Genomic DNA, 26092 nt, shown 5'->3' with positions numbered 1-26092 from the left:
CAGCTCCCTCAATACCGCTGCGGGGCCACCATCTCGGCGTAATCGTACAGCGCGCCGAGAATCTCTTCGCCGCGCTCGTCCGCCGTCTCGGACAGCTGGTCGATTTCGCCGAACAGCTGCTCCACCGTCCTGGCCCCCGCCGCGCCGTCGAACAGGCGCGCGGCGCGGTGCGCTTCCCAGTGCTCGGCTTCCTGCTCGCTCAAGGTCTGCGGGAAGTTGCGCGCGCGGTAGCGGAACACCAGTTCGCCCAAGCGCGCGTCGTCGAAAGGCGGCGTCATCAAGGCCAGCTTGGCCGGCGATTCCTTGCGCATGGCGTCGAGCAGGCGGCGGTCTTCCTTGCCGACAAAACCGCCGTACAAATCCTCATCCACATCCATCGCTTCGGCCGCGCCGGGCCGGTGGTAGACCTGCGCCCACAGCGCGCCCAGGTCCGGGCCTGCCGCCGCGGTTTGCGCGTGGCGCTTGGCCTGCTCCACGTCTATGCCCCAGCGCTCGGCCATCGCCGGCGACAAGGTCTTCAGGTTGGACACCAGCATGGGCGACTTGTTCAGGTGCACGCTCTTGATCGGCAAGCGCGTCACGCCTTCCGGCAGCTCGCTGCTGCGCGTAAACATGCGCATGCGCACCGTGTCCGCGTCCAGGCCGTACAACTCGCTTGGATCGTAAGCGCAGTCCCAGACGATGATCTCGTTCTTGTTGGTCGGATGCGTGCCCAGCGGCCACACCAGGCCGATGCAGCCGCGCTCGGCCGGGAACATGCCGGACACGTGCAGGAAAGGCTGGCGCAGATGCGGCAGCAGATGCATGCCGATCTCGTCGGCCACGCGGTCTTTCTTGTGCAGCGCAAAGCAGAAGTCCCACAGCTTGGGCTGCTTCTGCTTGATCAGGCGCGCCAGGCCTATGGTGGCGCGCACGTCGGACAGCGCGTCGTGCGCGGACTCGTGCAGCAGGCCGTTGGCGGCGGCCAGGTGTTCCAGGCGGAAGCTGGGCTTGCCGTCCTCGCGCAGCGGCCACTCGATGCCTTCCGGGCGCAGCGCATAGGTCATGCGCACCACGTCCAGCAGGTCCCAGCGGCCGCACTGGTTCTGCCATTCGCGCGCATACGGGTCGAACAGGTTGCGCCAGAACAGGAAGCGTGTCACTTCGTCATCGAAGCGTATGGTGTTGTAGCCCACGCCTATGGTGCCGGGCTGGGAAAACGCCTGCTCGATGGTGGCGGCGAACTTGTGCTCGGGCACGCCCCATTCCAGGCATTGCTGCGGCGTAATGCCGGTGATCAGGCAGGACTGCGGGTCGGGCAGGAAGTCGGGCGCCGGCTGGCAGTACAGCATGATAGGCTCGCCTATCTCGTTCAGGTCGGCGTCGGTGCGGATGGCGGCAAACTGGGCTGGCCGGTCACGGCGCGGCTGCGCGCCGAAGGTCTCATAGTCGTGCCAAAGGAAAGTTTGCTGGCTCATGGATTCGTGTATTTGTTGGGGATGCGGCTACAGTTCGCCGCTTTCTGGCCGATATGATAAAGGGGAATGGCGCAAACTAGGAGAGCGATTATGGTAAATCCCGCTACATTGAAGTCCGGGGGCGTGACGGCCGAGCCGTCGGCCAAGGCCGGGGCCGCTGCCGACACTGCGCCGCCGCCGCGCGTGCAGGCCAGGCAGCAGCTGAACGCATCCATCGTGCAGGCCTCGATTTCGGTGGCGATAGGCTCGGGCAACGAGCCGCTGGCGCTGCTCTACAAATCGGCGCTGACCGGCATTAACGAGGCGCTGGCGCCGGATTTCGGCCCGGATGCGATACAGAACGCCACCGGACAGGACAATTCGCCGGAAGGGACGGCGGGACGCATAGTGTCGCTCAGCACGGCGTTTTTTGATGCGTTCAAGGAACAGAACAAGGGACTGGACGACGAGGCCGTGCTGCAGAAATTCATGGACACCATAGGCGGCGGCGTGGAGCGCGGCTTCAAGGAGGCGCGCGGGATACTCGACGGCCTGCAGGTGCTCAACGGCGACGTGGCCAGCAATATCGACAAGACCTATGAACTGGTGCAGCAGGGGCTGAAGGAGTTTGCCGACAGCAAGCGCGCGCCGGCCGCAGCCGCTAGCTGAACAGGGTTTCCTGCACCACCACCTGGTTGCGGCCGCCGTCCTTGGCGCGGTACAGCGCGGCGTCGGCGGTGGCGATCAGGCCGTGGTCGTCCTGGCCCGGCAGCAGGCTGGCCACGCCCAGCGACGCGGTGATGTGCGGCAGCGGCAAGCGCATGTCGCGGAACACCACGGCCTGCCGTATCCGCTCGCACAGGCGCTCGGCCACCACCACCGCCACCTTGTCATTGGTGTCCGGCAGCAGCACCATCATTTCCTCTCCGCCGTAGCGCACCGCGCAGTCGGACGGGCGCAGCGCGCCGCTCAGCACTTGCGCCGCCGCGCGCAAGGCCTGGTCGCCCGCCAGGTGGCCGTGGCTGTCGTTGAAGTTCTTGAAGTGGTCCAGGTCTATCATGATGAGCGACAGCGGCTTGCCGCCGCCGTGCGCGCTGGCCACCATCTCCGGCAGCAGATCGTTCAGCCAGGCGCGGTTGTACAGCCCGGTCAGGCCGTCTATCATCGACATCTGGCGGTAGAACTCGCCCAGCTTCTGGCGCCGGCGCAGCTGCGCGTTGGCCGCGCGGATGCGGAAGGACAGCAGTCGCAGCAGGTTGCGCGCCACGCCGTTCGATTCGTCGATCAGGCGCCACACGATTTCCGCTTCCACCACCAGCAGCTCGCTGGTCTCGAGCGCCGTCATCAGCGACAGATTGGCTTCCTCGTCCAGCACCGACTGCTCGCCCACGCTTTCGCCCGGCAGCACCTTGCTCACGGTGCCGTCGGCCATGCCGGTGCGGGTGTCGGCGGTGACGGACAGCGCACCGCTGAGCACAATGTACAGCCGCGCGCGGCTGGTGTCGGTCACCGATTCGCCCTGCTGCAGCTGCACCACCGGGCAATGCGCCAGCGAACGCGCGGCCAGCGCGGCGTCCGAATCGCGGAACAGCTGCAAGTCGTCGATCCGGTAGGCCGACGCGGCAAAGGTGGTGATCTGCTTCAAGATAGAGTCCGGGGAAAGAATATTGGATACTGTGAGGCAAATCATAGCGCAACGGCGTGTCCGCCAACACTGCGCGGCGGCCTGTGTTTCAATACTGCGACGAACCACCCGCCACCGTGAAAAAATGCACTTTACCGACGCCCTGGGACAGATACATCCCGCCGACCCCAACGCCCGCATCGTCTGCCTGGTGCCGTCCATTACCGAGCTGCTGTGCGATCTGGGGCTGGCCGGACAACTGGTGGGCCGTACCGGATTTTGCATCCACCCGGCCGGGACCGTGCGCACAATTGCCAAGGTGGGCGGCACCAAGGACGTGAATCTGAACAAGATCCGCACGCTGGCGCCCACCCACGTCATCGTCAATATCGACGAGAACGAAAAGCCCACGGCCGACGCGCTGGCCGAGTTCGTGCCGCACGTGGTGGTGACGCATCCGCTGGCGCCGCGCGACAACCTGGCGCTGGCGCGGCTGATGGGCGGCATTTTCTGCGCGCAGGACAAGGCCGAGGCATGGTGCGCCGCGTTCGAGGCCGAGTATGCCGCCTTGCAGGCCATGCGGCAGGCCAGCCCGATGCCGCCGCAAACCGTGCTGTACTGCATCTGGCAGGATCCGTGGATGAGTGTTTCCAGCGACACCTATATCGCGCGCATGCTGGCCGAGATAGGCTGGCGCGTGCCGCAGCTGGGCAGCGAGCGCTATCCGCGCTTCGACTGGACGCCGGAACTGCTGGCGCAAATCGACCAGGTGCTGCTGTCGTCCGAGCCCTACCGTTTCACGGAGGAACACGTGGACGCGCTGGAGCGCCAGATCGGCAAGCCGGTGCAGCTGGTGGATGGGGAGATGATGTCGTGGTACGGCAGCCGCGCGCTGCAAGGGCTGGGCTACCTGCGCCGGCTGGCCGGCGGCTGAACCCGGGCGCTGGGCCCGGGCCGCCGCTGCCGGCCGGCGTCCTGTGGCGGGAGATTATTCGCTGGTTTCTTCGTCGGCCGCTTCGGCGGCGGCGAGCGAGCTTTGCGACAGCGGCACGTGGCGCTTGTCGTTCAGGCGGCCCAGCGCGCTGTCGATGGCGCGTTTGAGTTTATCGGCGGAGCCGCTGATGGCCTGGTGCAGCGTGGCGGCGTGGTCGCTGACGGCGATGGGCTGGTAGCCGGTAACGCGCGCTTCCATTAGGCAACGATTGTCGCCGTCCGCTGATTTCTGGCTGTTGTTGTCGCTCAGGTGGACTTCGACGCGGGTGATGTGTTCGGCAAAGCGGCCGATGGCTGCGGTGACGACGGTTTGTACATGGTCATCCAGGGAAGCATGACGTTCGATGGTTTTATCGGTGTTGACATTGATCTGCATAGACTGCTCCCGTTTGTTCATCAAAGCATGCCCGGTAAGGGGTACGCAAGGCCATCTTACTCCTTTTGGCGGGGGCCGCCAGTCGATTGCCGCCCGGCACAACTTTATTTTTAATTGTTCAATAGCCCCGCTGCAATATTGACGGACAGCCCCAATATGAAGAGGTTGAAGAAGAAGCTCAGCACCGACTGGCCCAGCGCCAGCTTGCGTAGCCCCGCGCTGCGGATGCTGACGTCCGAGGTCTGGGCGGCCACCGCGATGGTGAAGGAGAAGTACAGGAAGTCCCAGTAGTCGGGCTCGTGCTGCGGACCGGGAAACTCCAGCGGGCGGGCGTTGGGCGTGGTCTGGTAGTACAAGTGGGCGTAGTGGAAGCAGAACAGCGTGCCGACCAGGAACCAGGAGCCGATCAGGGTCAGCCCCACCAGCGCATATTCGAGCACATGGCCGCGCAGCTGCTGGCCGTGCAGCTCGGCCAGCTCGGAGCCTATGGCCATCAGGCTCATCAGCGAGGCCACGCACAGCACGGCCAGTATCATCGGCCCACGCTCGTCCTCGGCGGCGGCCACGCGCTTGACCTTGCGGTGGTCGGCCCGCATCATCATCCAGCCCATGGTGACCAGGTAGGCCCACACCGCCACGTCCCAGCAGGCCAGCAGGCGGGTGAGCAGGCGCCAGCTCTCGGGCAGCAGGGGAGCGCTCAGCGCGCCCAGCGCAATGGCGAGGGCGAGGTGGGGGCGGCGGTGTATCAGGTCCGGGAATATTTTCATCCGGACATCATATCAAGCCGCCTTGGCTTGCGCCTCGCGTTCGTCGTGCGGGAAACGGTCCATGCGCGACAGCACCGGGAACAGCACGCTCCACAGCCCGGTGACGGCCAGCGTGGCGGCGCCGCCGAACACCACCGCGCGGGTCAGGCCCAGCCAGCCGGCCGTCACGCCGGATTCGAATTCGCCCAGCTCGTTGGACGCGCCGATGAAGACCGAGTTGACGGCGCTGACGCGGCCGCGGATCTCGTCCGGGGTTTCGTACTGCACCAGCAGGTGGCGCACGTAGACGCTGATCATGTCGCCCGCGCCCATGAGCAGCAGGGCCAGCAGCGCCAGCGCGAAGCTGGCGGTCGAGCCCAGCACCACGGTGGCGGCGCCGAACAGGGCCACGCCGCCGAACATCCACAGGCCGACGCGGCGCGTGATGGGGAAGAAGGCCAGCGCCACCGAGCACAGCGCGGCGCCGGCGCCGGGCGCGGTGCGCAGCAGGCCCAGGCCGCTCGGGCCGACGTGCAGCACGTCCGCCGCCAGCGCCGGCAGCAGGGCAGTGGCGCCGCCGAACAGCACCGCGAACAGGTCCAGCGACATCGCCCCCAGCACCACCGGGCGCGACAGCACAAAGCGCAGGCCTTCGAGCACGCTGTGCCAGCTGGCCGGCGCCTTGCTCACCACCTGGGGCGCGGCCTTGGTCATGCACATCAGCAGCACCGAGACCACCAGCAGCGCGGACGCGGCCAGGAACACCGTGGTGGCGCCGTAGTAGTACAGCAGGCCGCCCAGCGAGGGGCCGACGATGACGGCGATGTGGAAGGTGGACGAGCTGAGCGCGACGGCCTTGCTGAAGTCTTCGGCCGGCACCATGTTCACCAGCACGGCCTGGGTGGCCGGCATCATGAAGGCGCGCGCGCTGCCGAACAGCGTGAGGATGAGGAACACCGGCCAGACGATGCTCAGCCCGGTCAGCGTGAAGCCCAGCAGCAGCAGGCCGCACAGCAGCTGCGCGCCCAGGCAGAAGGCAATGATGTTGCGGCGGTTGTAGCGGTCGGCCACGTGGCCGGCGGGCAGGATCAGCAGCAGGAAGGGCGCGAATTGCGCCAGGCCGATCAGGCCCAGGTCGTACAGGTTGCCGGTCAGCGCATACACATGCCAGCCTATGGCCACGTGCTGCATCTGCACGGCGACCGTGCCAAGCACGCGCGCGGCGAGATAGAAAGCGAAATTGCGGTGCTTGAGGACGGAGAAACCGTTGGCGGAGGAGGACATAGGAACAATGACAGGCTGGCGTAGCCCGTCATTGTGCCTGATGTCAGACAACTGCGCTTGCCGGCGGCCCGGCCCGCTGCGTCAGAACGCGGCCAGGTCGGCCTCGGTGGTGAAGGCGTCGGCGTAGAACTCCTCTTCCGGCAGCGCGCACTTGGCCACGAAGTCGGCCTTGGCGGTTTCCACCATGATGGGCGCGCCGCAGGAATAGACCTGGTAGGCGGACATGTCGGGCAGGTCGGCCATCACGGCCTGGTGCACGAAGCCGGTGCGGCCGCTCCAGTTGTCCTCCGCCTCGGCGTTCGACACCACCGGCACGTACTTGAAGTTGGGCAGCTTGGCGGCCCACTCGCGGCACAGCGCGTCCATATACAGGTCCTGCGGGCGGCGGCCGCCCCAGTACAAGGTCATGGCGCGCTGCGAGCCGGTTTGCACCAGGTGCTCGACGATGGCCTTGATCGGCGCGAAGCCGGTGCCCGAGGCCAGCAGCACCATGGGCTTGTCCGTGTCCTCGCGCACGAAGAAGGTGCCCAGCGGGCCTTCGAAGCGCAGGATGTCGCGCTCCTTCATGGTGGAGAACACTTGGTCGGTGAACAGGCCGCCCGGCATATGGCGGATGTGCAGCGTGATGGGGCCGTTGTCCGGCGCGGTGGCCATGCTGTAGCTGCGGCGCTTGCCGTCGCGCAGCAGGAACTCGATATACTGGCCGGCGCGGTACTGCAGCGTTTCATTGGCCGGCAGCTGCAGCGAGATCACCACCACGTCCGGCGCCACTTTCTCTATGGTGGACACGCGCGACGGCATCTTCTTGACCGGATAGTCGCCGCTGCCCGCCACTTCGCGCGCTTCGATCACCAGATCGGCGTGCGGCGTGGCGCAGCAGAACAGCGACATGCCGGCCGCTTCCTCTTCCGGCGTGAGCGCGCGCGCCTGGTGCGCCTTGTGCGTCACGCTGCCGGAGATGACCTTGCCCTTGCACGAGCTGCATGCGCCATTCTTGCAGCCATACGGCAGCCCCACGCCGGCGCGCATGGCCGCCGCCAGGACGGTTTCGTCCTCGTCGCAGGAGAATTGGTGGCCGCTGGGCTGAACAGTAATCTGGAAAGTCATACAATCCTTAAATGAAAATCTCAAACGCTAAAAAAATTGCCCGGCCGCGCTTGCTGGTGCTGGGCTGCGGCGACGTCGGCCTGCGCCTGCTGCCCTTGCTGCGCGCGCAGTTCCGCATCTTCGCCGTCACCAGCCAGCCGTCGCGGCGCGCCGAGCTGCGCGCCGCCGGCGCCGTGCCGGTGGTGGCCGACCTGGATAACCCGGCCAGCCTGCGCCGCCTGAAGGGGCTGGCGGACTACGTCGTGCACCTGGCGCCGCCGCCCGCCGAGGGCCTGCGCGACAGCCGCAGCCGCAATGTGACCGCCATTTTACCCGAGGCCGGACGCGTGGTTTACATTAGCACCACCGGTGTTTACGGCGATTGCGGCGGCGCCTGGTTCGACGAAAGCCGTCCGGTGGCGCCGCACAATGCGCGCGCGCGGCGCCGGGTGGACGCGGAGCGGGTGCTGCGGCGCTGGGCGCTGCGCAGCGGCGCCACCTTGTCCATCCTGCGCGTGCCCGGCATTTACGCGGCCGACCGGCTGCCGCTCAAGCGCTTGGAGCTGGGCACGCCGGCGCTGACCGAGCAGGACGACGTGTACACCAACCATATCCACGCGGACGACCTGGCGCGCATCATCGCGCGCACGCTGTTCCGGGGCGCGCCGAACCGGGTCTACCACGCGGTGGACGACAGCGACATGAAAATGGCGGCCTATTTCGACGCCGTGGCGGACGCCTTCCGCCTGCCGCGCCCGCCGCGTCTGCCGCGCGCCGAGCTGGCGGCGGTGGTCACGCCGGCCTTGCTGTCCTTCATGTCCGAGTCGCGCCGCATGCGCAATGCGCGCCTGAAAAGCGAGCTGGGCGTTCGTTTGCGCTATGAACGGGTTGTGGACTGCTTACAACAGCTGGCGCCAACTGAAAGGCAGTTGTAAGCAAATAGGCAGATAATAAATAGATAAGAGTTTGGCAGGAGACGCCATGCAGCCCGTCCCGCACCCCAGCAAAGAACAAGTCCGCGCTTATATGATGCAGCGTTGCCAGGCCCAGCGGCCGCCGCCGGCGCCGGACGAAATCCGCAGGCAGCTGGGGTGGTGTTGGCAATACGGCAATGATCTCGATGGCGGCGCCAGCCTCACGCTCTGTCCGGTTTTTCCTTCCCCGCAGTTCACCTTTGTGCTCCCCGGAAATATCGCCCAGCTCAGCGCCTTGCTGACCGTGGAGTGGCTGTTCCTGGCCGCCGGGTACAGGGTTGCTCATTGACTATGTCTGCCCCGAAAAGTACGTTTAACATTTTCTAGCACAGTAAGCAGGGAAAGATTCTCTCTAATTCTCACTTTTTTCGTGCTGGATTGGCCTTTGGGCAATAAAAGCGTGTATCATACGGCCTAGATGCTATAAAACATAGCAAGTGACCTATGTAGGCTAGTGTCCATCCCGTACTTTTCCGGTAAATATTTTGTCAATGTGTCGTTTTTTTTCCAAGAAGACGACCCGAACCTGAACGAATCCGATGACGTCTCTTAAAGAAATTACTGCTTCGGCAACTTACAACCCGAACCGGGTCCTCGACGCAATTATTGAAAAATTGCAGCTCAAGAACGATGCGGCGCTGTCGCGCGCCCTGGAAGTGGCCCCGCCCGTAATCAGCAAAATCCGCCACAACACGCTGCCTATCGGCGCCACCATCCTGATCCGCATGCATGAAATCAGCGATTTCAGCATTCGTGAACTGCGCGAGATGATGGCTGCCTGATAAGCGGCACGCAAAAATGCAATGGCCCCCGCCTGGCAACAGGCGGGGGCCATTTTCATTACTGCGCCGGAATTACGCTGCCGGCGTGATGCGCGGGCGCACCGAGTACATTTCGCTGGACGATGCGGCCGGCTGGGCTTGCTTCTGGACCGCGCCGGAGTAGGCTACCGTGGCGCCGGAATAGGCGACGGTGGCGCCCGAGTAGGCGGTCTTGGCCTGCTGGGTGGTTGCGCCGGAATAGGCGACCGTGGCGCCCGAGTAGGCTGTCTTGGCCTGCTGGGTGGTGGCGCCGGAGTAGGCGACCGTCGCGCCGGAGTAGGCGGTCTTCGCTGGCTGCGCCGTGGCGCCCGAATAGGCCACCGCCGTGGCGCCGGAGTAGGCGGTTTTGGCTTGCTGGGTTGCGCCCGAGTAGGCTACCGCAGTCGCACCGGAGTAGGCGGTTTCGGCGCGCACGTAATCCTCGCCGAAGGTGGCTTCGTACAGTTCCTTCATGCGCTCGCCCACCCGGTGGTGGGCTTCCACGTCGTCTTCGCCGCGCAGGCCGATGTAGGGGAAGTGGTGCAGGAAGTAGCCGAACACGGCCTGGCAGTCCGTCGCGTATTTCATCGTGTCCAGGATGTGGTAGTGCCAGAAGGTGTCCACGTCCATCAGCGGCGCGGTCTGTTCCTGCGGGAAGGTCTTCATCAGGTACAGGAAGCGGCGGTATTCGAATTCGACGGCGTTGGCTTTTTGCAGCGACCAGCCCTCGCCGGATTCTTCATGCATCAGTTTGACTTTGATCGGTTCCAGATCGAGGTCGGCAATGGCTTGGAAGCGTTCAGCAGAAATCATGAGTGACATCCTTTACTGAGTGACGAATGGGTAGGGGGGGGCACGCGGTGGTTTGGGCCGAAGCGGCCGGTGCAGGATCGTTCGGAGCTGGGAACGAGTGTTGATGCAGATCAACGAATCCTAGTATAGGCAAGCTATTGCTGAATGCAAGTGATGTTTTTCTATCGTGCGCGGGGACTGTGCTGTCCCCGCGACACTATCAATTTACTAGTAAATCAGGCGCTGGCGGGCAGGCGCGGACGTTCCTTGTAGAACCCGGCCTTGGCGGCCGCGCCGGAAAATGCGGTATTCGCGGCCACGCCGGAGAAGGCTGCCTTGGTGGCTACGCCCGAGAACGCGGTCTTGGTGGCCACGCCCGAGAATGCCGTCTTGGCGGCGGCGCCGGAGAAGGCGGCCTGGCTTGCCACGCCCGAAAACGCCGCCTGGTTGGCCGCGCCGTGCACATAGGCCTCGCCGAAGGTGGCTTCGTACAGTTCCTTCATGCGCTCGCCCACGCGGTGGTGGGCTTCCACGTCGTCTTCGCCGCGCAGGCCGATATAGGGGAAGTGGTGCAGGAAGTAGCCGAACACCGCTTCGCAGTCGGCCGCGTATTTCATGGTATCGAGGATGTGGTAGTGCCAGAAGGTGTCGACGTCCACCAGCGGTGCGGTTTGTTCCTGTGGGAATTTTTTCATCAGGATCAGGAAGCGCCGGTATTCGAATTCGATGGCATTGGCACGTTCCAGCGTCCAGCCTTCGCCGGATTCCTGGTGCATCAGTTTGACCTTGATCGGTTCCAGATCCAGTGCCGCGATAGCCTTGAGGTCGTCGTTCGCATTCATGTGCTCGTTCCTTTCAACGTGATGGATGGGGTGCTGCAGGAACGATTTTTGACCAGTTGCCCCGGCCCATTCTTGATAAATCGCAAGCTATCGTCAGTAAATTCCTAATCGCAACAGAATTGTCCTAGACGCAGCTCAGACGGCGCCGAGGCGGTGCGGGTAAGGGGACGTGATGTGGGGGACGGGGACGGTAATGAGGATGGTGGTGCCGGCGTTGGGACTGCCGCCTATGCTGCAACTGCCGCCGAGGATGCTGACGCGCTCTTCGATGCCGACCAGGCCGAAGGAGCCGAACTTGTTGCGGCTGCGGTCGTGCAGCCCTACGCCGTTGTCGCTGATGCTCATGCTGAGCACGCCGTCCTGGCGCCGCAGCTCCACCCTGACCATGCTGGCGTTGGCGTGCTGCAGGATGTTGCTGAGGGACTCTTGCAAGATGCGGAAATAGGCGATCGCGCATTTGTCGTCGATGCCGTGGTCTATGTCGGCACCGTGTTCGATCAGCTCGCACACGATGCCGCTGCGCTGTCGGAACTGGTCGATCTGCCACTCGACGGCGGCGCTCAGGCCCAGGTCCAGCACATTGGGCCGCAGGTCGTTGATGATCTGGCGCACGCTCTTGATGGTGTGGTCGATCTGCGCCAGCGTGCAGCGCGCGCGCTCGTGCAGGCGCGAATGGCGGTGGCTGGTGCGGGTGGTCAGCACGTCCGCCTCGATGCGCAGCGCCAGCAGGTTCTGGCCCAGGTCGTCATGGATCTCGCGCGCGATGCGCTTGCGCTCCTCCTCCTTGATCTGCTCGGCGTGCGCGGCCAGGCGGCGCAGCTTGTGGTGCGACAGCTGCAGCTTGGCCTGGCTTTCGCGCAGCTCGCGCGTCATGTCCTTGGCCATGCGGATGGCGCGCAGGCGCGACGAGGACAGCGTGTGGAACAGCGCGTACATCAGCATGGTGCCGGCGAAACCGGTCAGCAGCGCCAGCCACGGCAGCAGGGCGTCCACCCGCGAGTACAGCGAACTCATGGGCGCAGTGAAGGTGGCCTCCCATTGGCGGCCGTTGAAGTCGATCGGCAGTACGCAGGTGATCATGCGTTCGCTGCCGCTGCCGGCGGCGCCTGCGTCGGCGCTGTCGTACAGCAGCGTGGCGGCGGTGGGACTGCCTTCGCTGACGTCGCGCAGCGTCAGGCGCGCGTTGCGCACCGGGATCTCCGCCAGCGCCTCGGACACCAGCCGGTGCACGCTGAAGCCTATGCCCACCGAACCGAGGTAGGCGGCGCGCCGCTCCGCGACCGTGTTGATCGGCAGGTCGGGGCGGTACACCGGCAGCCGCATGGCCAGCGCCTGGCGGTTGGGCAGGCTGTCGAAACCGATGGGCAGGCCCGACGCGCTCAGCATGCCGGTATCGCGCGACTGCGCCAGCGACTCGGCCACGGCGGGCCGCGCCGCGATATCGACGCCGAACTTGGCCTCCAGGCCGGCGATGGGCTCGATCAGCGACAGGATGGCCGCGTCGGCCTGGCTGGTGGTGGGCTTGAGCGCCAGCTCCGGGTAGCCGTCCAGGCCGGGACGCGAGGTGCGGCGCACATACTGCTCGAACGCGGCGCGCTGGCTGGCCGGCACATGCTGGGCGAAATTGATGCTGACGATGGCGGGGAAGTTGTGGCCCAGGTCCAGGCCCTGCACGTAGCGGTGGAAATTGTCGCGTGTAATGCTGTCGACCGCCTGGAAGTAGCTGGCCGTGCCGCGCAGCACGTCGGTATAGGCTTTGATGGCGGTGGCAATGTTAAATTGGCTGCTGCGCGCCTGCGTGCGGAAGCGCTCGCTCGCTTCGGCTTGCAGCGAGTTGGACGTGAAGCCGTGCAGCACCGCGCCCACGCCCAGGGACAGCAGCAGCCCTGTCCACCACAATGGCTGGCTGGGGGAGAACAATTTTTTTCTTGCGATGAAGGCGCGCATGTTCCCGATGTTGCTTTGTAAAAAGTTAATTTAATATATAGATTGCTAATTGATTCCGTCAAGTATCTTTTCTTGCAATTGGGCCGCGCTGTTGCGCAACGCACAAAAAAAAACCGCCCGAAGGCGGTTTAATCTAAACAGGTATGCAGTTGGTATCTATTTTGCAGACCAGCTGTCTTTCAGCGTCACAATGCGGTTGAACACCGGTTTGCCGGGCAGGCTGTCGACTCTGTCCGCGACAAAGTAGCCGTGGCGTTCGAACTGGAAGCGCTGGTCGGCGGCGGCGTCGCGCATGCCCGGTTCCAGGTAGGCGGTGACGGTTTCCAGCGCGTTCGGGTTCAGCGCGGCCAGGAAGTCCTTGCCGCCGGCGTCCGGCTGCGGGTCGGTGAACAGGCGGTCGTACAGGCGCACTTCGGCCTCCAGCGCGGTGGCGGCGGAAACCCAATGGATATTGCCCTTGACCTTGTAGGTGTCCGAACCCGGGGTGCCGGATTTGCTGTCTTCAAAGTATTTCACGCGCACGGCGGTTACTTTGCCGTTCTCGTCCTTGTCGTAGCCGGTGCACTCGGTCACGAAGCCGTGGCGCAGGCGCACGCGCGAGCCGGGCTGGTCGCCGACCGGCGGGTAGTAGCGGAAGTAGCCCTTGCTCGGCGCTTCCATAAAGTCTTCCTCTTCGATCCACAGCTCGCGCGTGAACGGGAAGGTGCGCAAGCCCATTTCCGGATGGTGCGGGTGGACCGGCGAGGTGCACTCTTCGCTCTGGCCTTCAGGATAGTTTTCAACGATGAGCTTGAGCGGGCGCAGCACGGCGGTGGCGCGCGGCGCTTTCGGGTCCAGGTCTTCGCGCAGGCAGCCTTCCAGCGTGCTCATGTCGATCCAGCCGTCCGACTTGGTCACGCCGATGCGCTCGCAGAACAGCTGGATGGCTTCCGGCGTGTAGCCGCGGCGGCGCAGGCCGACGATGGTGGGCATGCGCGGATCGTCCCAGCCGGTCACCACTTTTTCGTCCACCAGCTGGCGCAGCTTGCGCTTGGAGGTGATCACATAGGTCAGGTTCAGGCGCGAGAATTCGTACTGTTTCGGCACCGGCATCTTGAAGAAGCCGCCGGCCGACAGCGTGGCCAGCAGCCAGTCGTAGAAGGGACGGTGGTCCTGGAACTCCAGCGTGCAGACCGAGTGCGTGATGTTTTCCAGCGCGTCCGAAATCGGGTGCGTGTAGTCGTACATCGGGTAGATGCACCAGGCGTCGCCGGTGCGCACGTGGTGTTCATGGCGGATGCGGTAGATGGCCGGATCGCGCATATTCATGTTCGGCGAGGACATCGCGTCTTCGCTGATCTTGGCGCGCAGGATGTGCTCGCCGTTCGCGTATTTGCCGGCCTTCATGTCGCGGAACATCTGCAGCGACTCGGCGCGCGGACGGTCGCGGAAGGGCGAGTTCTTGCCCGGCGTGCTGAAGTTGCCGCGGTTGGCCGCCATGTCGTCGGCGCTCTGGCTGTCCACGTAGGCGTAGCCCTGCTCGATCAGGTATTCGGCCATGGTGTAGAGCTGGTCGAAGTAGTCGGACGCGTGGTGCAGATGGTGCTCCACGCCGGACGGGCCTTGCCAGTCCCAGCTGAACCCGAGCCACTGCACGCTGTCCTTGATGGTGTCGACGTATTCCTGTTCTTCTTTCTCAGGATTGGTGTCGTCGAAACGCAGGTGGCAGCGGCCATTGTAGTCGCGCGCCAGGCCGAAGTTCAGGCAGATCGACTTGGCGTGGCCCACGTGCAGGTAGCCGTTCGGCTCCGGCGGGAAGCGGGTGATCACGCTGGGCAGGCCTTCACGCGCGTGCGCGCCGGAGGCGAGGTCGGACTCGATGATGGCGCGCAGAAAATTGGACGGCAGCGCCGGTGCGGCAGGGGCGGTATTTTTTTTGTCGTTGCTCATGTAAGCGGCAGGGAAAAGGGGACAGATCCCAGGCATTTTACCGTACACCAGCGGCGCAGCGGGACGGCGAACGCTTTTCTATAGGATAATTCGTCTTTACAGCTTGGCATACAACCCTTACGGAGTTTCCCAAATGGAAAATTTATACAACGTGCTGGGTGTGGCGCCTAATGCCTCTGACGAGGAAATCAAGAAGGTTTACCGGTCGCTGGCCATGCGCTACCACCCGGACCGCAACTCCGCCCCCGGTGCGGAAGTGCGCTTCAAGGCCATCACCAAGGCCTACGAGATCCTGTCGGACCCGGTCAAACGCGAAGAATACAACCAGAGCGTCAACCACCGCATCATCATCGACCCGGAAGCCGAAGCCTACCAGCTGTGGCGTTCCGTGTTCGGCCTGCACGGCGTGACCCTGCCCGCAGAGTAATTGGAAAAGAGTAAACAATGAGAAAAGTACACCACGAATTCGCCTACCAGTCGCGCGAACTGGAAGGCCAGATCGAAGGCATCCTGGGCGACCCGCCGGACCGCAAGAACTACAAAATGATGGTTGACGCGCTGATGTCGGAATACGCCAGCGGCGGCGGCATCGAAGACGTGAACATGATGGCTTTCGCGCTGGTGGATGTGATCAAGTTCGCCAACCCCAAGGCGGTGCTGGCCGAAGCCCAGGAATACGACGACGGCGACCCGGCGCGCGTGTTCGCGCTGGCCGAGTGCCCGGAAGGCGAACCGGCGAAGATGCTGGCCGCGATCGAGCAGAATTTCCCGGAAATCGGCCGCCAGGCCATTATCACGGCCTGCCTGCACAAGCACCCGCGCCTGTGGGACGAGGAAGACACCTCGCTCGACCAGCTGGCCGCCAACGATGACGGCGACGACGAAGACGGCTACGATGAAGCCGGCGAAGCGACCGACGATTTCGCGCAGATGTTCGACCAGGAAGGAGACCGCTAATGTCCGATGCAAATCTTCCCGCCCTGAGCAAGCAAGTAACCGAGCTGGTGCTGGCCGGCTCGCTGGGCCATGCCGAGCAGGCCTTCGCCGAAGCGGCCGACCAGTTCGGCGACTACGCGGTGGCCGAAGTGCTGAGCAGCATCCCGCCGCAAGTGACCGCGCTGCACCTGGCCGGCTTTGACGGCGGCAAGATGTCGCTGGCGACGCTGCTGGTGCCGCCCAAGGCCTGGGCCGACAGCCTGGCCTTCTTCGCCGCCACCTTCCCGGACGACCTGATCGAGGACGACCCGGAACGCCTGGCCGAGCAGCTGTTCGCCCACATCCACGGCGTGGTGTTCTCCACCGAGGACGAGGCGCGCCGCCAGGAACTGCTGCAAGCCGCGTCGGCCACCGACCACGGCTGCACCGCCTTCGCCGTGCTGTTCTCGATGGCGCCCAAGGAGATCCTGGAAGTGGCCGGCGAGATCATCTCGAAAGGCCCCTACGTGAGCGGCCTGACCTCGGCCGACAACGACATCGTGCCGCTGGCCGTGGCGCTGGCGCAAGCCAGCGAAGACGGCTGGGACCGCGCGCTGTTCGAGCTGTTCCCGGACTTCCGCCACAGCGCCGACCTGGCCGACGCCGAGTTCAGCGACGACCCGGACGAGGAACCGAAGTTCCTGCAGCGCAGCACCAAGGAACTGCTGTACCGCCTGCGCAAGCAAGTGCCGAGCACCCGCAGCGCGCCGAAAGCGGCCAGCACCCGCCGCTCCATGGGCACGGGGATCTTCTCCTGATGCTGCCGGCATTAGTCAAGGAAAGCCTGCCGCGCCTGGTGCGCGCCATCCAGCTGCTGCCGGGCGACGACCGCCCGGACGCGGCCGTGATCCTGGCCGACGAGCTGACCGGCATCACCGCCATGGTGGCTGAAAAGTTCACCAACGACCGCACCGCCGACGGCATCGCCCGCGCGCTGCAGCTGGCGGTGGGCGGGGTGTCGCTGGGGCTGGAACTGGTGCTGGGCGTGGACAGCGACGAAGCGGCGCTGGATTTCTTGGTCGACAACGGCGCCGAGGCGGCCTTCCAGGCCGGCTTCCGCCACGTCAAGGAACTGGCCGCCATGCCGGAGGACTCGCTGGTGGGCGAATACGACCAGGACCCGGTCTACACGCAGCGCCGCCTGCGCGACCTGTTCGTGGACCTGTGCCTGGCCGATCCGAACCAGAACTGGAACGGCCATGAGCGCTACCATGTGCTGCTCAAGCAGCGCAAGGAAGTGCAGGCCATCGTGCGCCTGGCGGGCTGGCTGCGCCGCCACCACGACGCCGGCCCGGTGACGGACACCGACTTGAACGCCGAGGGTGTGATCGCGCTGGCCATCATCTTCGCGGTGGAGGGCGGCGGCCGCATCGTCGCGCGCACCGGCCAGAAGGAGTTCGAGCGCTTCGTGAAGGCGGTGCGCAAAGCCAAGCCGGACTTCGAGGCGGGCTGGGCTGCGCTGGTGGCCAAGGTGCCGGTGCAGCACCACCCGGTGCTGCTGGACCGCATCTCGGTGTACCGCGCCAGCTGCACGGTGCTGCAGCACATCCCCGGCCGCACGGCCATGAAGACCCTGTTCGCCGAACTGGAAAACTACGCCGGTTCCGAGCTGGAAGCCGACTACGGCTGAGTACGCTGCGGCTTGGCGACGGCGGGGCTGACCGTGCCCCGCCGGTCCTCGCGCGGGCAGTTGGTGATGGTGTATTTGTAGGTCTTCTCCATGCTGGGGTCCGGTATCGAGATGCAGACCGTGCCGCTGCCCGTCGTCATTTTGTAGACCCGCACGCGGTCGGACGGCGTGGAGATTTCCTGTATCGTGGCCGGATCGTGCCATTTGCGCGCCACCGCCTTGCTGAAGGCTTCCTCGATTTTCGCCTGCAGCGCGCCGCCGCCGGCAGCCAGCGGGGCCGCCTTGCCGCCGCGCAGGTCGCGGTCCACCGCGCCCGCCCCATATCCTGATTTGAGCATCAACTGCGCCACGCCGGCAGCGGCGGGCGGCGCGTTGGCCGCGAATAAGTCGTCCGCCTGCCGTGCGGCCTGCGCCGTGGCTGTCGTGGCGGCTGGCGCGGCAGCCGCCTCGGGCGCCGGTGCGGCGGGCTGGTCCGGGTCCGGTTTTGTTTCGCGCGCTGCGGTCTGCTGCGGGAGAGCCGGGCGCTGCGCGCGCACCGCAGGCGCGGCGCTGGCCTGCCGGGGCTGCTGCCGCGCTGTGAGTGCCGGAGCAGGCAGCAGCCACTGGATGGCGGCGCCGTCCCGCTGCGGCGGGGCTGGCCGGTGCTGCGGCGACAGCAAAGCCAGCAACAGCGCCAGATGCAGCGCAGCGGTGAGCAGGAAAGCGGTGGGTGTGCGCCGTTGATGTGTCATTCAGGCAATGTAGCTGAGATGCGTGTCAAATGTTTCCATATTAACAAACGCTTACAAACCGCTGGCCGCTTCGCGTGCCAGTGCGATAAAGCCTTCCACCAGCGCGCCGTGCGCGTCCTTGCGCTGCGCCAGCGAGAGCACGGTGTTGGCGCTGGGATCGGCCAGCGGCCGGTAGCAAGCGCCTTCCATGTGGATACTGTCGAAGGAGCCCGGCAGCACGGTGATGCCGCAGCCGGCCGCCACCAGCCCGATCATGGTGGACGCCTCGCCCGCCTCCATCACCACGTCCGGCGCAAAGCCGGCCTCCTTGCACAGCCTGAAAATCTGCGGATAAATGCCGGTACCGGCCGTCTTCGGATACATGATGAAGGGCTGGCCCTGCAGGTCGCGTATCTCCACTTTCTCCTTTTGCGCCAGCGGCGAGCCCACCGGCAGCACGGCGATCAGCGGGTCATGGCGCAGCACGGTCAGCCGCACCGCGTCCGGAATGGCGGTCTCGGGCGGGCGCACGAAGCCCAGGTCCAGTTCGCGGTTTTCCAGCATGGCGATCTGCGGCAGCGTGGCCAGCTCGCGCAAGGTCAGCAGCACGTCCGGGTAGCGGGCACGGTAGCGGTTGATGACGGTGGCGAACAGCGGCGTGAAGGGCGTGGAAAAAGTGAAACCGATGCGCAATTCGCCCGCCTCGCCGCGCTGCGCCCGCCGCGCCGTCAGCTTGGCCTGCTCGGACAGCGCCAGCACGCGGCGCGCGTCCTCCAGGAACAGTTTGCCGGCCTGGGTCAGCCGCACCCAGCGCTTGCTGCGCTCGAGCAGCTGCGCGCCCACTTCCGCCTCCAGCGCCTGGATCTGCTGGCTCAGCGGCGGCTGGCCGATGTGCAGCCGTTCGGCGGCGCGCGTAAAGCTGAGCTCTTCAGCTACGGCGATGAAGTAACGCAGGTGGCGCAGTTCCATTGTTATCGCTTTAAAGTATTACTAACGCCTTAAATATATATTGGACAGTAATACAGCGCAATCCTAAGATGAAGCCATCATTCATCAGCCGGGCCGTCATCATGGGCATCACCGCAGGGTCGCCGCAATTCAAACGCACCAACCGCGCGCTGTTCTTCAGCGGTTTTTCCTGTTTCGCCTTGCTGTACAGCGTGCAGCCGCTGATGCCGCTGCTGGGCCGCGAATTCGCGCTGACGGCGGCGCAGAGCAGCCTGGCGCTGTCGGTCTCGACGGCGGCGCTGGCGGTGTCGCTGCTGTTGTCCAGCCTGCTGTCCGACCGCGTCGGCCGCAAGCCGCTGATGGGCGCGGCCCTCACCATCGCCGCCGTGATGACGGTGCTGTGCGCGGTGGCGCAAAATTACGGCCAGTTCCTCGTCATGCGCGCGCTGCTGGGCTTTGCGCTGGGCGGCATGCCGGCCGTGGCCATGAGCTATCTGAGCGAGGAAGTGGAGCCGGGCTCGCTGGGCTTGTCGATGGGCTTGCTCATCGGCGGCAACGCCTTTGGCGGCATGGCCGGGCGCATCCTGGTGTCCGTCATGAGCGACTATTTCTCCTGGCGCGTGGCCATGGCGGCCATGGGCGTGGCCGGCCTGCTGGCGGCGGCCGAGTTCTACCGCAGCCTGCCGCCGTCGCGCAATTTCCGTCCCGCGCAGGGCGGCTTGCGCGAGCTGGGTAACGGCCTGCGCCGCCAGTTCACCGACGACGGCATGCCCTGGCTGTTCGGCATGGGTTTCCTGCTGATGGGCTGCATGGTCAGCGCCTACAACTTCATCGGTTTCCGCCTGCTGGGCGCGCCGTTCGACCTGAGCCAGAGCCTGGTGGGCGCGATCTCCTTCCTTTACCTGCTGGGCATGTTCAGCTCGGTGTGGGCCGGCCGCCTGGCCGACAAGCTGGGCCGCCGCCGCGTGCTATGGTGGCTGCTAATGGCCATGCTGGGCGGCATGCTGCTTACGCTGAGCGGCAATCTGGTGCTCATCTTCGGCGGGCTGGCGCTGTTCACCTTCTGCTTCTTCGCTTCGCATTCGGTCACCAGCAGCTGGGTGGGGCGGCGCGCGCAGTCGGCCTCGGCGCTGGCGTCGGCGCTGTACCTGTTCTTCTACTATATCGGCTCGGCCGTGATCGGCTGGCTGGCCGGCGTGGCCTGGGGCGTTGCGGGCTGGACCGGTGTGGTGGCCGTGCTCGGCTGCGGACTGGCGGGCGCCTTGCTGATCGCCCTGCGCCTGCGCAATCTGGCGCCGGCCGCAGCGCCTGAACCGGCGCAGCTGGCGGCGGCCTGAACGTGCTTACACCTCTTTCCGTGTCCGGGGCTTGAGGCCGCTCAAACTGGCTGCGGCAACTTTGGGCTGAGATCGCTGTCCAAAGCGGACAGGCACGCCGTGCCTGCTCACCGCAAGGAGGAGATCATGCTGCAAGAGTATGAAATACGGCAACGATTCAACCGGGTCGGGCGCGCCATCGGGGAGGCGGCGCAAGCCTGTTCCGCCGAGCGCAATCTGCCGGGCGAGCTGCGCGACTGCATCCACAAGCTGGACCGGCAGGCGGATGCGGCCCAGCAGGTGGTGGCGCCTTATGATGTGACGCGCTTGCGCAAGATGGTGGATGAGCTGGATGTGCTGGGGGAACGGGCGCAGCGCGTATGCCGCAATATGCCGGCGCTGACCGCGCAGATGCGCAGCGCGGTCCAGCATGTGCATGACGAGCTGGCGGAGTTGAAGCACGATTTGCGGTGATGCGGCGCGGCCTGCTACAGCACGCCTTTGCCCTTGAGCGCGCCGATGTCCTCGGCGCTGCGCCCCAGCAGCTCGCGCAGCACTTCCTCGGTGTGCTGGCCCAGCATGGGCGGGGCGCTGCCGCCGTCCGCCGGGGTGGCGGACAGACGCATCGGGCTGCGCACCAGCTTGACTTTGCCCGCCGCCGGATGCGGCGCTTCCGTCACCAGGCCGCGCGCCTGCACCTGCGGGTTCTGGTAGACGTCGCCGATGTCGTTGATCGGCCCGCAGGGCACGCCCACTGCTTCCAGCTGCGCTATCCATTCGCTGCGCGATTTGGCCTTCACCATTTCGGCCAGGATGGGCACCAGCTCGTCGCGGTTCTGTACCCGCAGCGGGTTGCTGGCGTAGCGCTCGTGCGTGGCCAGGTCCGCGCGGCCGCCCGCTTCCACGAACTTCTGGTACTGCCCGTCGTTGCCGGCGGCGACGATGATGTAGCCGTCGCTGCAGGCGAAGGTCTGGTAGGGCACGATGTTCGGATGCGCATTGCCCCAGCGCTTGGGCGCCTTGCCGCTGTTCAGGTAGTTGCTGCCCATATTCGCCAGCATGGCCACCTGCACGTCCAGCAGCGCCATGTCGATGTACTGGCCTTCGCCGCTGCGGTCGCGGTGCATCAGCGCGGCCTGGATGGCGATGGTGGAATACATGCCGGTCATCAGGTCCACCAGCGCCACGCCGGCCTTCTGCGGGCCGCCGCCGGGCAGGTCGTCGCGCTCGCCGGTGACCGACATCAGCCCGCCCATGCCCTGGATCAGGAAGTCGTAGCCGGCGCGGTGCGCATACGGGCCGTCCTGGCCGAAGCCGGTGATGGAGCAGTACACCAGGTCCGGCTTGACCGCCTTCAGCGACTCGTAGTCCAGGCCGTAGCGCTTGAGCTGGCCGACCTTGTAGTTCTCCAGCACCACGTCCGACTGCGCCGCCAGTTCGCGTATCAGCTGCTGGCCTTCGGCGCTGGCGATGTCCACCGTCACCGAGCGCTTGCCCCGGTTGGCGGCCAGGTAGTAGGCCGCTTCGCTGGTGTCGCGCCCGTCCGCGTCGCGCGCGTAGGGCGGACCCCAGGCGCGCGTGTCGTCGCCGCTGCCGGGGCGCTCGATCTTGATCACGTCCGCGCCGAGGTCGGCCAGGTTCTGCGAGCACCACGGGCCGGCCAGCACGCGGCTCAGGTCCAGTACGCGGATGTGGCCCAGGGCCTTGGCAACAGTCATTACTCCACCTCCTTGATTTGGCAAGAGCGCCAGCTTAACGTCTTGTGGTATGTTTTGAATACTAGAGAAGCGACATGCGTTTTCAACATCAACCGAGCTCAGACAAAGGACGCCATGTGGCCCTATCCTAAAGTACTCGCGCACCGGGGCGGCGGCACGCTGGCGCCGGAAAACACGATAGCCGCGCTGCGCTGCGGCCTGGCCTACGGCTACAAGGCGGTCGAATTCGACGTGATGCTGTCCAGGGACGGCATCGGCGTCATCATGCACGACCCGGATTTCGGCCGCACCGTGGCGGGCGAGGGCAATGTGGCGCGCACGCCGGCCTCCGACCTGGTGCGCAAGGACGCCGGCGCCTGGTTCGGGCCGCAGTTCGCCGGCGAGATGGTGCCGCTGTTCACGGAATTCATCGATTATTGCCGCTCGCAGGGCATCTGGATGAATATCGAGATCAAGCCGGTGCCGGGCCATGAAACGGACACCGGGCGCTGGGTGGCGCAGAAGACCCGCGCCCGCTTCAGCGAGGAGCTGCGCGCCGGGGATATCAAGGCGGTGCCGCTGCTGTCCTCCTTCAGCATGGAGGCGCTGGCGGCCGCGCGCGAGGCCGCGCCGGAAGTGCCGCGCGCCTGCCTGTTCGACACCATTCCGGCCGGCTGGCAAGCGCAGGCGGCCGCGCTGGAGGCGGTGGCCATCCACACCAACCAGAAGCATCTGACGCCGGAACTGGCGCAGGCCGTCAAGGCGGCCGGCTACGGCCTGTTCTGCTACACCGTCAATACGCCCGAGCGCGCGCAGGAAATCCTGGCCTGGGGCGTGGACGGTTTTTGCACCGACCGCATCGATCTGATCGGCCCAGGCTAGGCCCGGGGCGGCGGCCATTTAAAAATGCAATACCGTCCGTTACATTTCGTGAGTATCTATTGATCGGTGGCGGCTAAGCTGGTTGCAGCTTAGGAGGCTGGCATGGGCATAGTGGAGGAGCGGCGGCGAGCGGTCCCGGCCGGTATGGCGGAGCAGTGCAGCGCTGCCGCGCTCGACTGCATCGACACCGCCATCTTCCTGGTCGACGTGCGCGTGCGTCTGCTGCACGCCAACGCGGCCGCCCTTGCGCTGCTGGCGCGCGACAGCGCGTTGCGCCTGGACGGCGTCACGCTGCTGCAGGACGGCGCGGGCGGCGCGCAGTCGCTGGCACGCGTGGTGCAGGCCGCGCTAGCTTCCGGCCCGGAGGCCCCCGCGCTGGCCTCGCTGCGCGTGGCGCGCCGCCTGGGGCCGCCGCTGCTGCTGACGGTGGCGCCGTTCCGGCCGCTGGCCGGCTTGCCCTGGCTGCCCGCCTGCGCCATGGTGATCGCCAGCGACCCGGCCGCGCACCGGCTGTCGCGCGAGGTGCTGTGCCAGCTGTTCGGCCTGACCGCCGCCGAGGCGGGCGTGGCGCAGGCGCTGGCGCAGGGCGCGGCACTGGACGATATCGCCGTGGCGCTCGGTATCAGCACGCACACGGTCAAAAGCCATTTGCAGCGCCTGTTCCGCAAGACCGGCACGCGGCGCCAGGGCGAGCTGGTGGCGGTGCTGCACGGCTCGCCGGCGGCGCTGGTGCGCCCTGCCTAGGCATCACTTGTTTGGCTGATGTCCGCAGCCCTCCCGCGCTCTAGACTGAGGTGGCGGTTTGGTCCAGCAACGGGGGAGGGTAGCACCATGAACAGAATGAACTGGAAGACGGACGGCATTATCGGGCTGGCGCTGGCGGCGGCGGCCTTGGGCGGCACCGCGCAGACGCTGCCGGACAGCGAGCGCGTAACGGTGCCTGCGCCGGCATCGCAGCTGAAAATCGAGCTGCCGGCGAAGCCTTACTGGATGGAGCGGCAGCGGTTTGAAGAGCTGCGCGGGAACTATGAACTGTCCAACGGCCATACCCTGTACCTGACGCGCAGCGGCTACACGCTGTACGGGGAAATCGACGAACAGGGCCGCCATCCATTGGTCGCCTCCGGCTACAGCTCCTTCGTGGCAACCGACCTGAAGCTCAAAGTGCACATCACCTCGCTGCCCGATGGCGGCGTGGGAGGCGAGGTGCTGATGGCCGTGCCGCGCCGCCTTGCCGCCACCGGCGAGGTGGTGGAACAGATCGTGGCGCTGGCCCTGCGCTAGCCGGCCCGGCTCAGTAGCGCTCGAAGCTGGCCGGGTCCGGTTCCCAGTCGGCCGCCTGCAGCGGCGCGCCGCTGTGCCGGCCCGTAGCCGGCTGGCGCCCCGTGGCGCGCACGGCGCGCGCCGGGCGCCGCGCAGGCTTGCCGGCGCCGGTGTTGAAGAAGCCCATGGTGCGCTGCAGGTCTTCGGCCTGGGAGCTCATTTCCTCGGCGGTGGCGGCCAGCTGCTCGGAGCCGGCGGCGTTCTGCTGGGTCGCCTGGCTGAGCTGGCTGATGGCCGAATTGATCTGCGACAGCCCGGTCGACTGTTCTTCCGACGCGGCGCTGATCTCCTGTACCAGGCTGGAGGTGCGCTGGATATTGGGCACCATCTGGCTGAGCAGCTTGCCGGCCCGTTCCGCCAGCTCCACGCTGCTGCCCGCCACTTCGCCGATTTCCTGCGCCGCCACCTGCGAGCGCTCGGCCAGCTTGCGCACTTCGGCCGCCACCACGGCGAAGCCCTTGCCGTGTTCGCCCGCGCGCGCCGCTTCGATGGCGGCGTTCAGCGCCAGCAGATTGGTCTGGTAGGCGATATCGTCGATGATGCCGATCTTGCGGGCGATCTGGCGCATGGCGTCCACCGTGCCGCCCACCGCGCCGCCGCCTTCCACCGCCTCGGCGGCGGCCTGGCTGGCCATGCTGTCGGTCACGCGGGCGTTCTCCGTGTTCTGCGCCACCGAGGCCGTCATCTGCTCGACCGAAGCGCTGGTTTCCTCCACGCTGGCGGCTTGCTCGGTGGCCGCCTGCGACAGCGACTGCGCCGTGCCGCTCACCTGTTCCGAGGCGCTGGCCAGCGCGTCGGCGCTGCTGTTGACGCGGCCGACCACGTCGGCCAGGCGCTCGACCATGTTTTTCATGCTGTACAGCAGGCTGCCGTGGTCGCCGGCGCTGGTTTCGATCTGCACCGTCAGGTCGCCGTCCGCCACCCGGTTGACGATGCCGGCCGCATAGGCCGGGTCGCCGCCCAGCTGGCCCAGCGTGTTGCGCAGGATAAGGATGCCCAGCGCCGCCACCAGCAGCGCCGCCACGCCGAAGATGATGGCCATGTTGCGCTGGGAGGCGGCAATGGCCGCGCCGGCCTCGGCGTTGGCGGTTTCCGCCACCTTGACGTTGAGCGCCACGATCTTGTCCAGCGCCGCCTGCACCGACGCCACATGGGGCGCCACGTCGGCGACGGCCTGGCCGTAGTCTTCGGTGGCCAGCTTCATGGCGGCCGAGTCGCCGCCGCGCGCCAGCCGCTCGGCCGCCGCGATCACGCGCTCGCCGCCTTTCTGGCGCAGCTCCCACGCCGCCAGGAAGTCCTTGTACAGCACGGCCTCCTCGGCGGTCTGGGGCAGGGGATCGTAGATCTTGCGCCCGGCCGCCACTTCGGCGAAGCCGGCCCGCATCACGTCGGCCTGGGCCGCGATCTTGCCCACGGTTTTGGGGTCCTCCAGCAGGCGGAACACGGTCAGCGCGCCGATGCGCACTTCGCGGTTGCCCAGTTTCATCTGGTACAGGCCCACCAGCGAGGGCAGGCGCACATCGGCCACCTCGGCGAAGCCGGCGCTGGCGCTGCGCAGCCCGGCCAGGCCCGCCGCCCCCACCAGGGCCACGCCCAGGATGGCCAGCACCAGCAGCAATATCAACTTGGTCCGCAGCAAAAGATGGTTGAGCATGACAGCCTTTCACAGTGTGATGGGACGGACGGGCGACGGACCCGTATGCGGTTTCAGTATAAGGATTATGCTGTCCATTGGCGCGGCGCTCCGGCGCTTTCTTGCCTTTGTCGCAAGGCGGCAACGCC

The 26092-nt window shown here is 66.0% G+C and carries 28 protein-coding genes; 14 read left to right on the top strand and 14 right to left on the bottom strand.

Going from position 1 to position 26092, the window contains the following annotated elements:
* Window positions 1-8: 8 nt before the first annotated feature.
* Window positions 9-1457, bottom strand: coding sequence for an exodeoxyribonuclease I (sbcB, locus tag AC07S4_RS06810; protein ID WP_494985912.1), 1449 nt, complete (start codon window positions 1455-1457; stop codon window positions 9-11).
* 90 nt (window positions 1458-1547) lie between these two features.
* Here sbcB and AC07S4_RS06805 point away from each other — a divergent pair, with 90 nt between their 5' ends.
* Window positions 1548-2105: a DUF5610 domain-containing protein gene (locus AC07S4_RS06805; RefSeq protein ID WP_494985911.1), complete on the top strand. Its 558-nt coding sequence runs from the start codon at window positions 1548-1550 to the stop codon at window positions 2103-2105.
* On the opposite strand, the gene AC07S4_RS06800 is transcribed toward AC07S4_RS06805, so the two are convergent.
* Entirely contained in the window at window positions 2098-3081 is a 984-nt protein-coding gene (locus tag AC07S4_RS06800; protein ID WP_494985910.1) for a GGDEF domain-containing protein, read from the bottom strand. The genes AC07S4_RS06805 and AC07S4_RS06800 overlap by 8 nt on opposite strands.
* 124 nt (window positions 3082-3205) lie before the next feature.
* Between AC07S4_RS06800 and AC07S4_RS06795 the strand changes: the two genes are divergently transcribed.
* The gene (locus AC07S4_RS06795) at window positions 3206-3994 is read left to right on the top strand and encodes a helical backbone metal receptor (protein ID WP_494985909.1); all 789 of its coding nucleotides are present in this window, start codon (window positions 3206-3208) and stop codon (window positions 3992-3994) included.
* A 54-nt stretch (window positions 3995-4048) separates the two neighbouring features.
* Here AC07S4_RS06795 and AC07S4_RS06790 read toward each other — a convergent pair whose 3' ends face one another.
* The 4 genes from AC07S4_RS06790 to AC07S4_RS06775 form a co-directional block, all read right to left on the bottom strand.
* Entirely contained in the window at window positions 4049-4429 is a 381-nt protein-coding gene (locus AC07S4_RS06790; protein ID WP_494985908.1) for an HPF/RaiA family ribosome-associated protein, read from the bottom strand.
* A 110-nt stretch (window positions 4430-4539) separates the two neighbouring features.
* Window positions 4540-5196 (bottom strand): DUF1345 domain-containing protein, encoded by a 657-nt coding sequence (locus tag AC07S4_RS06785; protein ID WP_494985907.1) that lies wholly within the window; start codon window positions 5194-5196, stop codon window positions 4540-4542.
* Between the two features lie 12 nt (window positions 5197-5208).
* Window positions 5209-6459, bottom strand: a complete 1251-nt coding sequence (locus AC07S4_RS06780) for an MFS transporter (protein WP_494985906.1) — start codon at window positions 6457-6459, stop codon at window positions 5209-5211.
* Between the two features lie 81 nt (window positions 6460-6540).
* Window positions 6541-7566, bottom strand: coding sequence for a CDP-6-deoxy-delta-3,4-glucoseen reductase (locus AC07S4_RS06775; protein ID WP_494985905.1), 1026 nt, complete (start codon window positions 7564-7566; stop codon window positions 6541-6543).
* Between the two features lie 11 nt (window positions 7567-7577).
* On the opposite strand from AC07S4_RS06775, the gene AC07S4_RS06770 reads away from it, so the two are divergent.
* The 3 genes from AC07S4_RS06770 to AC07S4_RS06760 all read left to right on the top strand — a co-directional run bounded on the left by AC07S4_RS06770 (window position 7578) and on the right by AC07S4_RS06760 (window position 9301).
* Window positions 7578-8480, top strand: a complete 903-nt coding sequence (locus AC07S4_RS06770; RefSeq protein WP_494985904.1) for an SDR family oxidoreductase — start codon at window positions 7578-7580, stop codon at window positions 8478-8480.
* Window positions 8481-8526: 46 nt separating this feature from the next.
* The gene (locus tag AC07S4_RS06765) at window positions 8527-8808 is read left to right on the top strand and encodes a hypothetical protein (RefSeq protein ID WP_494985903.1); all 282 of its coding nucleotides are present in this window, start codon (window positions 8527-8529) and stop codon (window positions 8806-8808) included.
* Between the two features lie 250 nt (window positions 8809-9058).
* Window positions 9059-9301 (top strand): hypothetical protein, encoded by a 243-nt coding sequence (locus AC07S4_RS06760; RefSeq protein ID WP_056403290.1) that lies wholly within the window; start codon window positions 9059-9061, stop codon window positions 9299-9301.
* Window positions 9302-9373: 72 nt separating this feature from the next.
* On the opposite strand, the gene AC07S4_RS06755 is transcribed toward AC07S4_RS06760, so the two are convergent.
* The 4 genes from AC07S4_RS06755 to AC07S4_RS06740 form a co-directional block, all read right to left on the bottom strand.
* On the bottom strand, window positions 9374-10132 hold the full coding sequence (locus AC07S4_RS06755) for a glycine-rich domain-containing protein (protein ID WP_494985902.1): 759 nt from the start codon (window positions 10130-10132) through the stop codon (window positions 9374-9376).
* A gap of 215 nt (window positions 10133-10347) precedes the next feature.
* Window positions 10348-10953, bottom strand: coding sequence for a glycine-rich domain-containing protein (locus AC07S4_RS06750; protein ID WP_494985901.1), 606 nt, complete (start codon window positions 10951-10953; stop codon window positions 10348-10350).
* Window positions 10954-11088: 135 nt separating this feature from the next.
* Window positions 11089-12873, bottom strand: coding sequence for a CHASE domain-containing protein (locus AC07S4_RS06745; protein WP_494985900.1), 1785 nt, complete (start codon window positions 12871-12873; stop codon window positions 11089-11091).
* 183 nt (window positions 12874-13056) lie between these two features.
* Window positions 13057-14829, bottom strand: coding sequence for a glutamine--tRNA ligase/YqeY domain fusion protein (locus tag AC07S4_RS06740; protein WP_494985899.1), 1773 nt, complete (start codon window positions 14827-14829; stop codon window positions 13057-13059).
* 133 nt (window positions 14830-14962) lie between these two features.
* On the opposite strand from AC07S4_RS06740, the gene AC07S4_RS06735 reads away from it, so the two are divergent.
* Genes AC07S4_RS06735 through AC07S4_RS06720 form a run of 4 tightly spaced genes read left to right on the top strand, consistent with a single transcriptional unit; the run spans window position 14963 to window position 17434 of the window.
* The gene (locus tag AC07S4_RS06735) at window positions 14963-15256 is read left to right on the top strand and encodes a DnaJ domain-containing protein (RefSeq protein ID WP_494985898.1); all 294 of its coding nucleotides are present in this window, start codon (window positions 14963-14965) and stop codon (window positions 15254-15256) included.
* Window positions 15257-15273: 17 nt separating this feature from the next.
* Window positions 15274-15786: a hypothetical protein gene (locus tag AC07S4_RS06730; protein WP_494985897.1), complete on the top strand. Its 513-nt coding sequence runs from the start codon at window positions 15274-15276 to the stop codon at window positions 15784-15786.
* Entirely contained in the window at window positions 15786-16562 is a 777-nt protein-coding gene (locus AC07S4_RS06725) for a hypothetical protein (protein ID WP_161075568.1), read from the top strand. Before AC07S4_RS06730 ends, AC07S4_RS06725 begins: the two co-directional genes overlap by 1 nt.
* Window positions 16562-17434, top strand: a complete 873-nt coding sequence (locus tag AC07S4_RS06720; protein ID WP_494985896.1) for a hypothetical protein — start codon at window positions 16562-16564, stop codon at window positions 17432-17434. The genes AC07S4_RS06725 and AC07S4_RS06720 overlap by 1 nt, the downstream gene beginning before the upstream one ends.
* Here AC07S4_RS06720 and AC07S4_RS06715 read toward each other — a convergent pair.
* Both AC07S4_RS06715 and AC07S4_RS06710 read right to left on the bottom strand, forming a co-directional pair.
* Entirely contained in the window at window positions 17425-18165 is a 741-nt protein-coding gene (locus AC07S4_RS06715; protein ID WP_494985895.1) for a hypothetical protein, read from the bottom strand. The two genes, AC07S4_RS06720 and AC07S4_RS06715, sit on opposite strands and share 10 nt — an antisense overlap.
* A 51-nt stretch (window positions 18166-18216) precedes the next feature.
* Window positions 18217-19113: a LysR substrate-binding domain-containing protein gene (locus AC07S4_RS06710; protein ID WP_494985894.1), complete on the bottom strand. Its 897-nt coding sequence runs from the start codon at window positions 19111-19113 to the stop codon at window positions 18217-18219.
* 68 nt (window positions 19114-19181) lie between these two features.
* Here AC07S4_RS06710 and AC07S4_RS06705 point away from each other — a divergent pair, with 68 nt between their 5' ends.
* Both AC07S4_RS06705 and AC07S4_RS06700 read left to right on the top strand, forming a co-directional pair.
* On the top strand, window positions 19182-20429 hold the full coding sequence (locus tag AC07S4_RS06705) for an MFS transporter (RefSeq protein ID WP_494985893.1): 1248 nt from the start codon (window positions 19182-19184) through the stop codon (window positions 20427-20429).
* Window positions 20430-20555: 126 nt separating this feature from the next.
* Window positions 20556-20882: a hypothetical protein gene (locus tag AC07S4_RS06700; RefSeq protein WP_161072477.1), complete on the top strand. Its 327-nt coding sequence runs from the start codon at window positions 20556-20558 to the stop codon at window positions 20880-20882.
* 14 nt (window positions 20883-20896) lie between these two features.
* Here AC07S4_RS06700 and AC07S4_RS06695 read toward each other — a convergent pair whose 3' ends face one another.
* Complete coding sequence (locus AC07S4_RS06695) at window positions 20897-22126, bottom strand: CaiB/BaiF CoA transferase family protein (RefSeq protein ID WP_494985892.1); 1230 nt, start codon at window positions 22124-22126, stop codon at window positions 20897-20899.
* A gap of 114 nt (window positions 22127-22240) precedes the next feature.
* Between AC07S4_RS06695 and ugpQ the strand changes: the two genes are divergently transcribed.
* The 3 genes from ugpQ to AC07S4_RS06680 all read left to right on the top strand — a co-directional run bounded on the left by ugpQ (window position 22241) and on the right by AC07S4_RS06680 (window position 24271).
* On the top strand, window positions 22241-22987 hold the full coding sequence (gene ugpQ / locus AC07S4_RS06690) for a glycerophosphodiester phosphodiesterase (protein WP_494985891.1): 747 nt from the start codon (window positions 22241-22243) through the stop codon (window positions 22985-22987).
* Between the two features lie 102 nt (window positions 22988-23089).
* On the top strand, window positions 23090-23731 hold the full coding sequence (locus AC07S4_RS06685; protein ID WP_494985890.1) for a helix-turn-helix transcriptional regulator: 642 nt from the start codon (window positions 23090-23092) through the stop codon (window positions 23729-23731).
* Window positions 23732-23818: 87 nt separating this feature from the next.
* Window positions 23819-24271, top strand: coding sequence for a hypothetical protein (locus AC07S4_RS06680; RefSeq protein WP_494985889.1), 453 nt, complete (start codon window positions 23819-23821; stop codon window positions 24269-24271).
* Window positions 24272-24281: 10 nt separating this feature from the next.
* Here the strand turns inward: AC07S4_RS06680 and AC07S4_RS06675 are convergent, their stop codons facing one another.
* Window positions 24282-25964, bottom strand: coding sequence for a methyl-accepting chemotaxis protein (locus tag AC07S4_RS06675; RefSeq protein WP_494985888.1), 1683 nt, complete (start codon window positions 25962-25964; stop codon window positions 24282-24284).
* Between the last annotated feature and the right edge of the window lie 128 nt (window positions 25965-26092).

The organism is Pseudoduganella sp. GW821-FHT05F09 (assembly GCF_059419605.1).
Note: the sequence above shows the minus strand (reverse complement) of the source record. Positions and strands in the feature narration are given on the sequence as shown.

Bases quoted from the DNA above. Each gene is read 5' to 3' on its own strand.
- sbcB (WP_494985912.1), bottom strand. From the start codon at position 1,457: ATGAGCCAGCAAACTTTCCTTTGGCACGACTATGAGACCTTCGGCGCG.
- AC07S4_RS06805 (WP_494985911.1), top strand. From the start codon at position 1,548: ATGGTAAATCCCGCTACATTGAAGTCCGGGGGCGTGACGGCCGAGCCG.
- AC07S4_RS06795 (WP_494985909.1), top strand. From the start codon at position 3,206: ATGCACTTTACCGACGCCCTGGGACAGATACATCCCGCCGACCCCAAC.
- AC07S4_RS06790 (WP_494985908.1), bottom strand. From the start codon at position 4,429: ATGCAGATCAATGTCAACACCGATAAAACCATCGAACGTCATGCTTCC.
- AC07S4_RS06785 (WP_494985907.1), bottom strand. From the start codon at position 5,196: ATGAAAATATTCCCGGACCTGATACACCGCCGCCCCCACCTCGCCCTC.
- AC07S4_RS06780 (WP_494985906.1), bottom strand. From the start codon at position 6,459: ATGTCCTCCTCCGCCAACGGTTTCTCCGTCCTCAAGCACCGCAATTTC.
- AC07S4_RS06775 (WP_494985905.1), bottom strand. From the start codon at position 7,566: ATGACTTTCCAGATTACTGTTCAGCCCAGCGGCCACCAATTCTCCTGC.
- AC07S4_RS06770 (WP_494985904.1), top strand. From the start codon at position 7,578: ATGAAAATCTCAAACGCTAAAAAAATTGCCCGGCCGCGCTTGCTGGTG.
- AC07S4_RS06765 (WP_494985903.1), top strand. From the start codon at position 8,527: ATGCAGCCCGTCCCGCACCCCAGCAAAGAACAAGTCCGCGCTTATATG.
- AC07S4_RS06760 (WP_056403290.1), top strand. From the start codon at position 9,059: ATGACGTCTCTTAAAGAAATTACTGCTTCGGCAACTTACAACCCGAAC.
- AC07S4_RS06755 (WP_494985902.1), bottom strand. From the start codon at position 10,132: ATGATTTCTGCTGAACGCTTCCAAGCCATTGCCGACCTCGATCTGGAA.
- AC07S4_RS06750 (WP_494985901.1), bottom strand. From the start codon at position 10,953: ATGAATGCGAACGACGACCTCAAGGCTATCGCGGCACTGGATCTGGAA.
- AC07S4_RS06740 (WP_494985899.1), bottom strand. From the start codon at position 14,829: ATGAGCAACGACAAAAAAAATACCGCCCCTGCCGCACCGGCGCTGCCG.
- AC07S4_RS06735 (WP_494985898.1), top strand. From the start codon at position 14,963: ATGGAAAATTTATACAACGTGCTGGGTGTGGCGCCTAATGCCTCTGAC.
- AC07S4_RS06730 (WP_494985897.1), top strand. From the start codon at position 15,274: ATGAGAAAAGTACACCACGAATTCGCCTACCAGTCGCGCGAACTGGAA.
- AC07S4_RS06725 (WP_161075568.1), top strand. From the start codon at position 15,786: ATGTCCGATGCAAATCTTCCCGCCCTGAGCAAGCAAGTAACCGAGCTG.
- AC07S4_RS06720 (WP_494985896.1), top strand. From the start codon at position 16,562: ATGCTGCCGGCATTAGTCAAGGAAAGCCTGCCGCGCCTGGTGCGCGCC.
- AC07S4_RS06715 (WP_494985895.1), bottom strand. From the start codon at position 18,165: ATGACACATCAACGGCGCACACCCACCGCTTTCCTGCTCACCGCTGCG.
- AC07S4_RS06710 (WP_494985894.1), bottom strand. From the start codon at position 19,113: ATGGAACTGCGCCACCTGCGTTACTTCATCGCCGTAGCTGAAGAGCTC.
- AC07S4_RS06705 (WP_494985893.1), top strand. From the start codon at position 19,182: ATGAAGCCATCATTCATCAGCCGGGCCGTCATCATGGGCATCACCGCA.
- AC07S4_RS06700 (WP_161072477.1), top strand. From the start codon at position 20,556: ATGCTGCAAGAGTATGAAATACGGCAACGATTCAACCGGGTCGGGCGC.
- AC07S4_RS06695 (WP_494985892.1), bottom strand. From the start codon at position 22,126: ATGACTGTTGCCAAGGCCCTGGGCCACATCCGCGTACTGGACCTGAGC.
- ugpQ (WP_494985891.1), top strand. From the start codon at position 22,241: ATGTGGCCCTATCCTAAAGTACTCGCGCACCGGGGCGGCGGCACGCTG.
- AC07S4_RS06685 (WP_494985890.1), top strand. From the start codon at position 23,090: ATGGGCATAGTGGAGGAGCGGCGGCGAGCGGTCCCGGCCGGTATGGCG.
- AC07S4_RS06680 (WP_494985889.1), top strand. From the start codon at position 23,819: ATGAACAGAATGAACTGGAAGACGGACGGCATTATCGGGCTGGCGCTG.
- AC07S4_RS06675 (WP_494985888.1), bottom strand. From the start codon at position 25,964: ATGCTCAACCATCTTTTGCTGCGGACCAAGTTGATATTGCTGCTGGTG.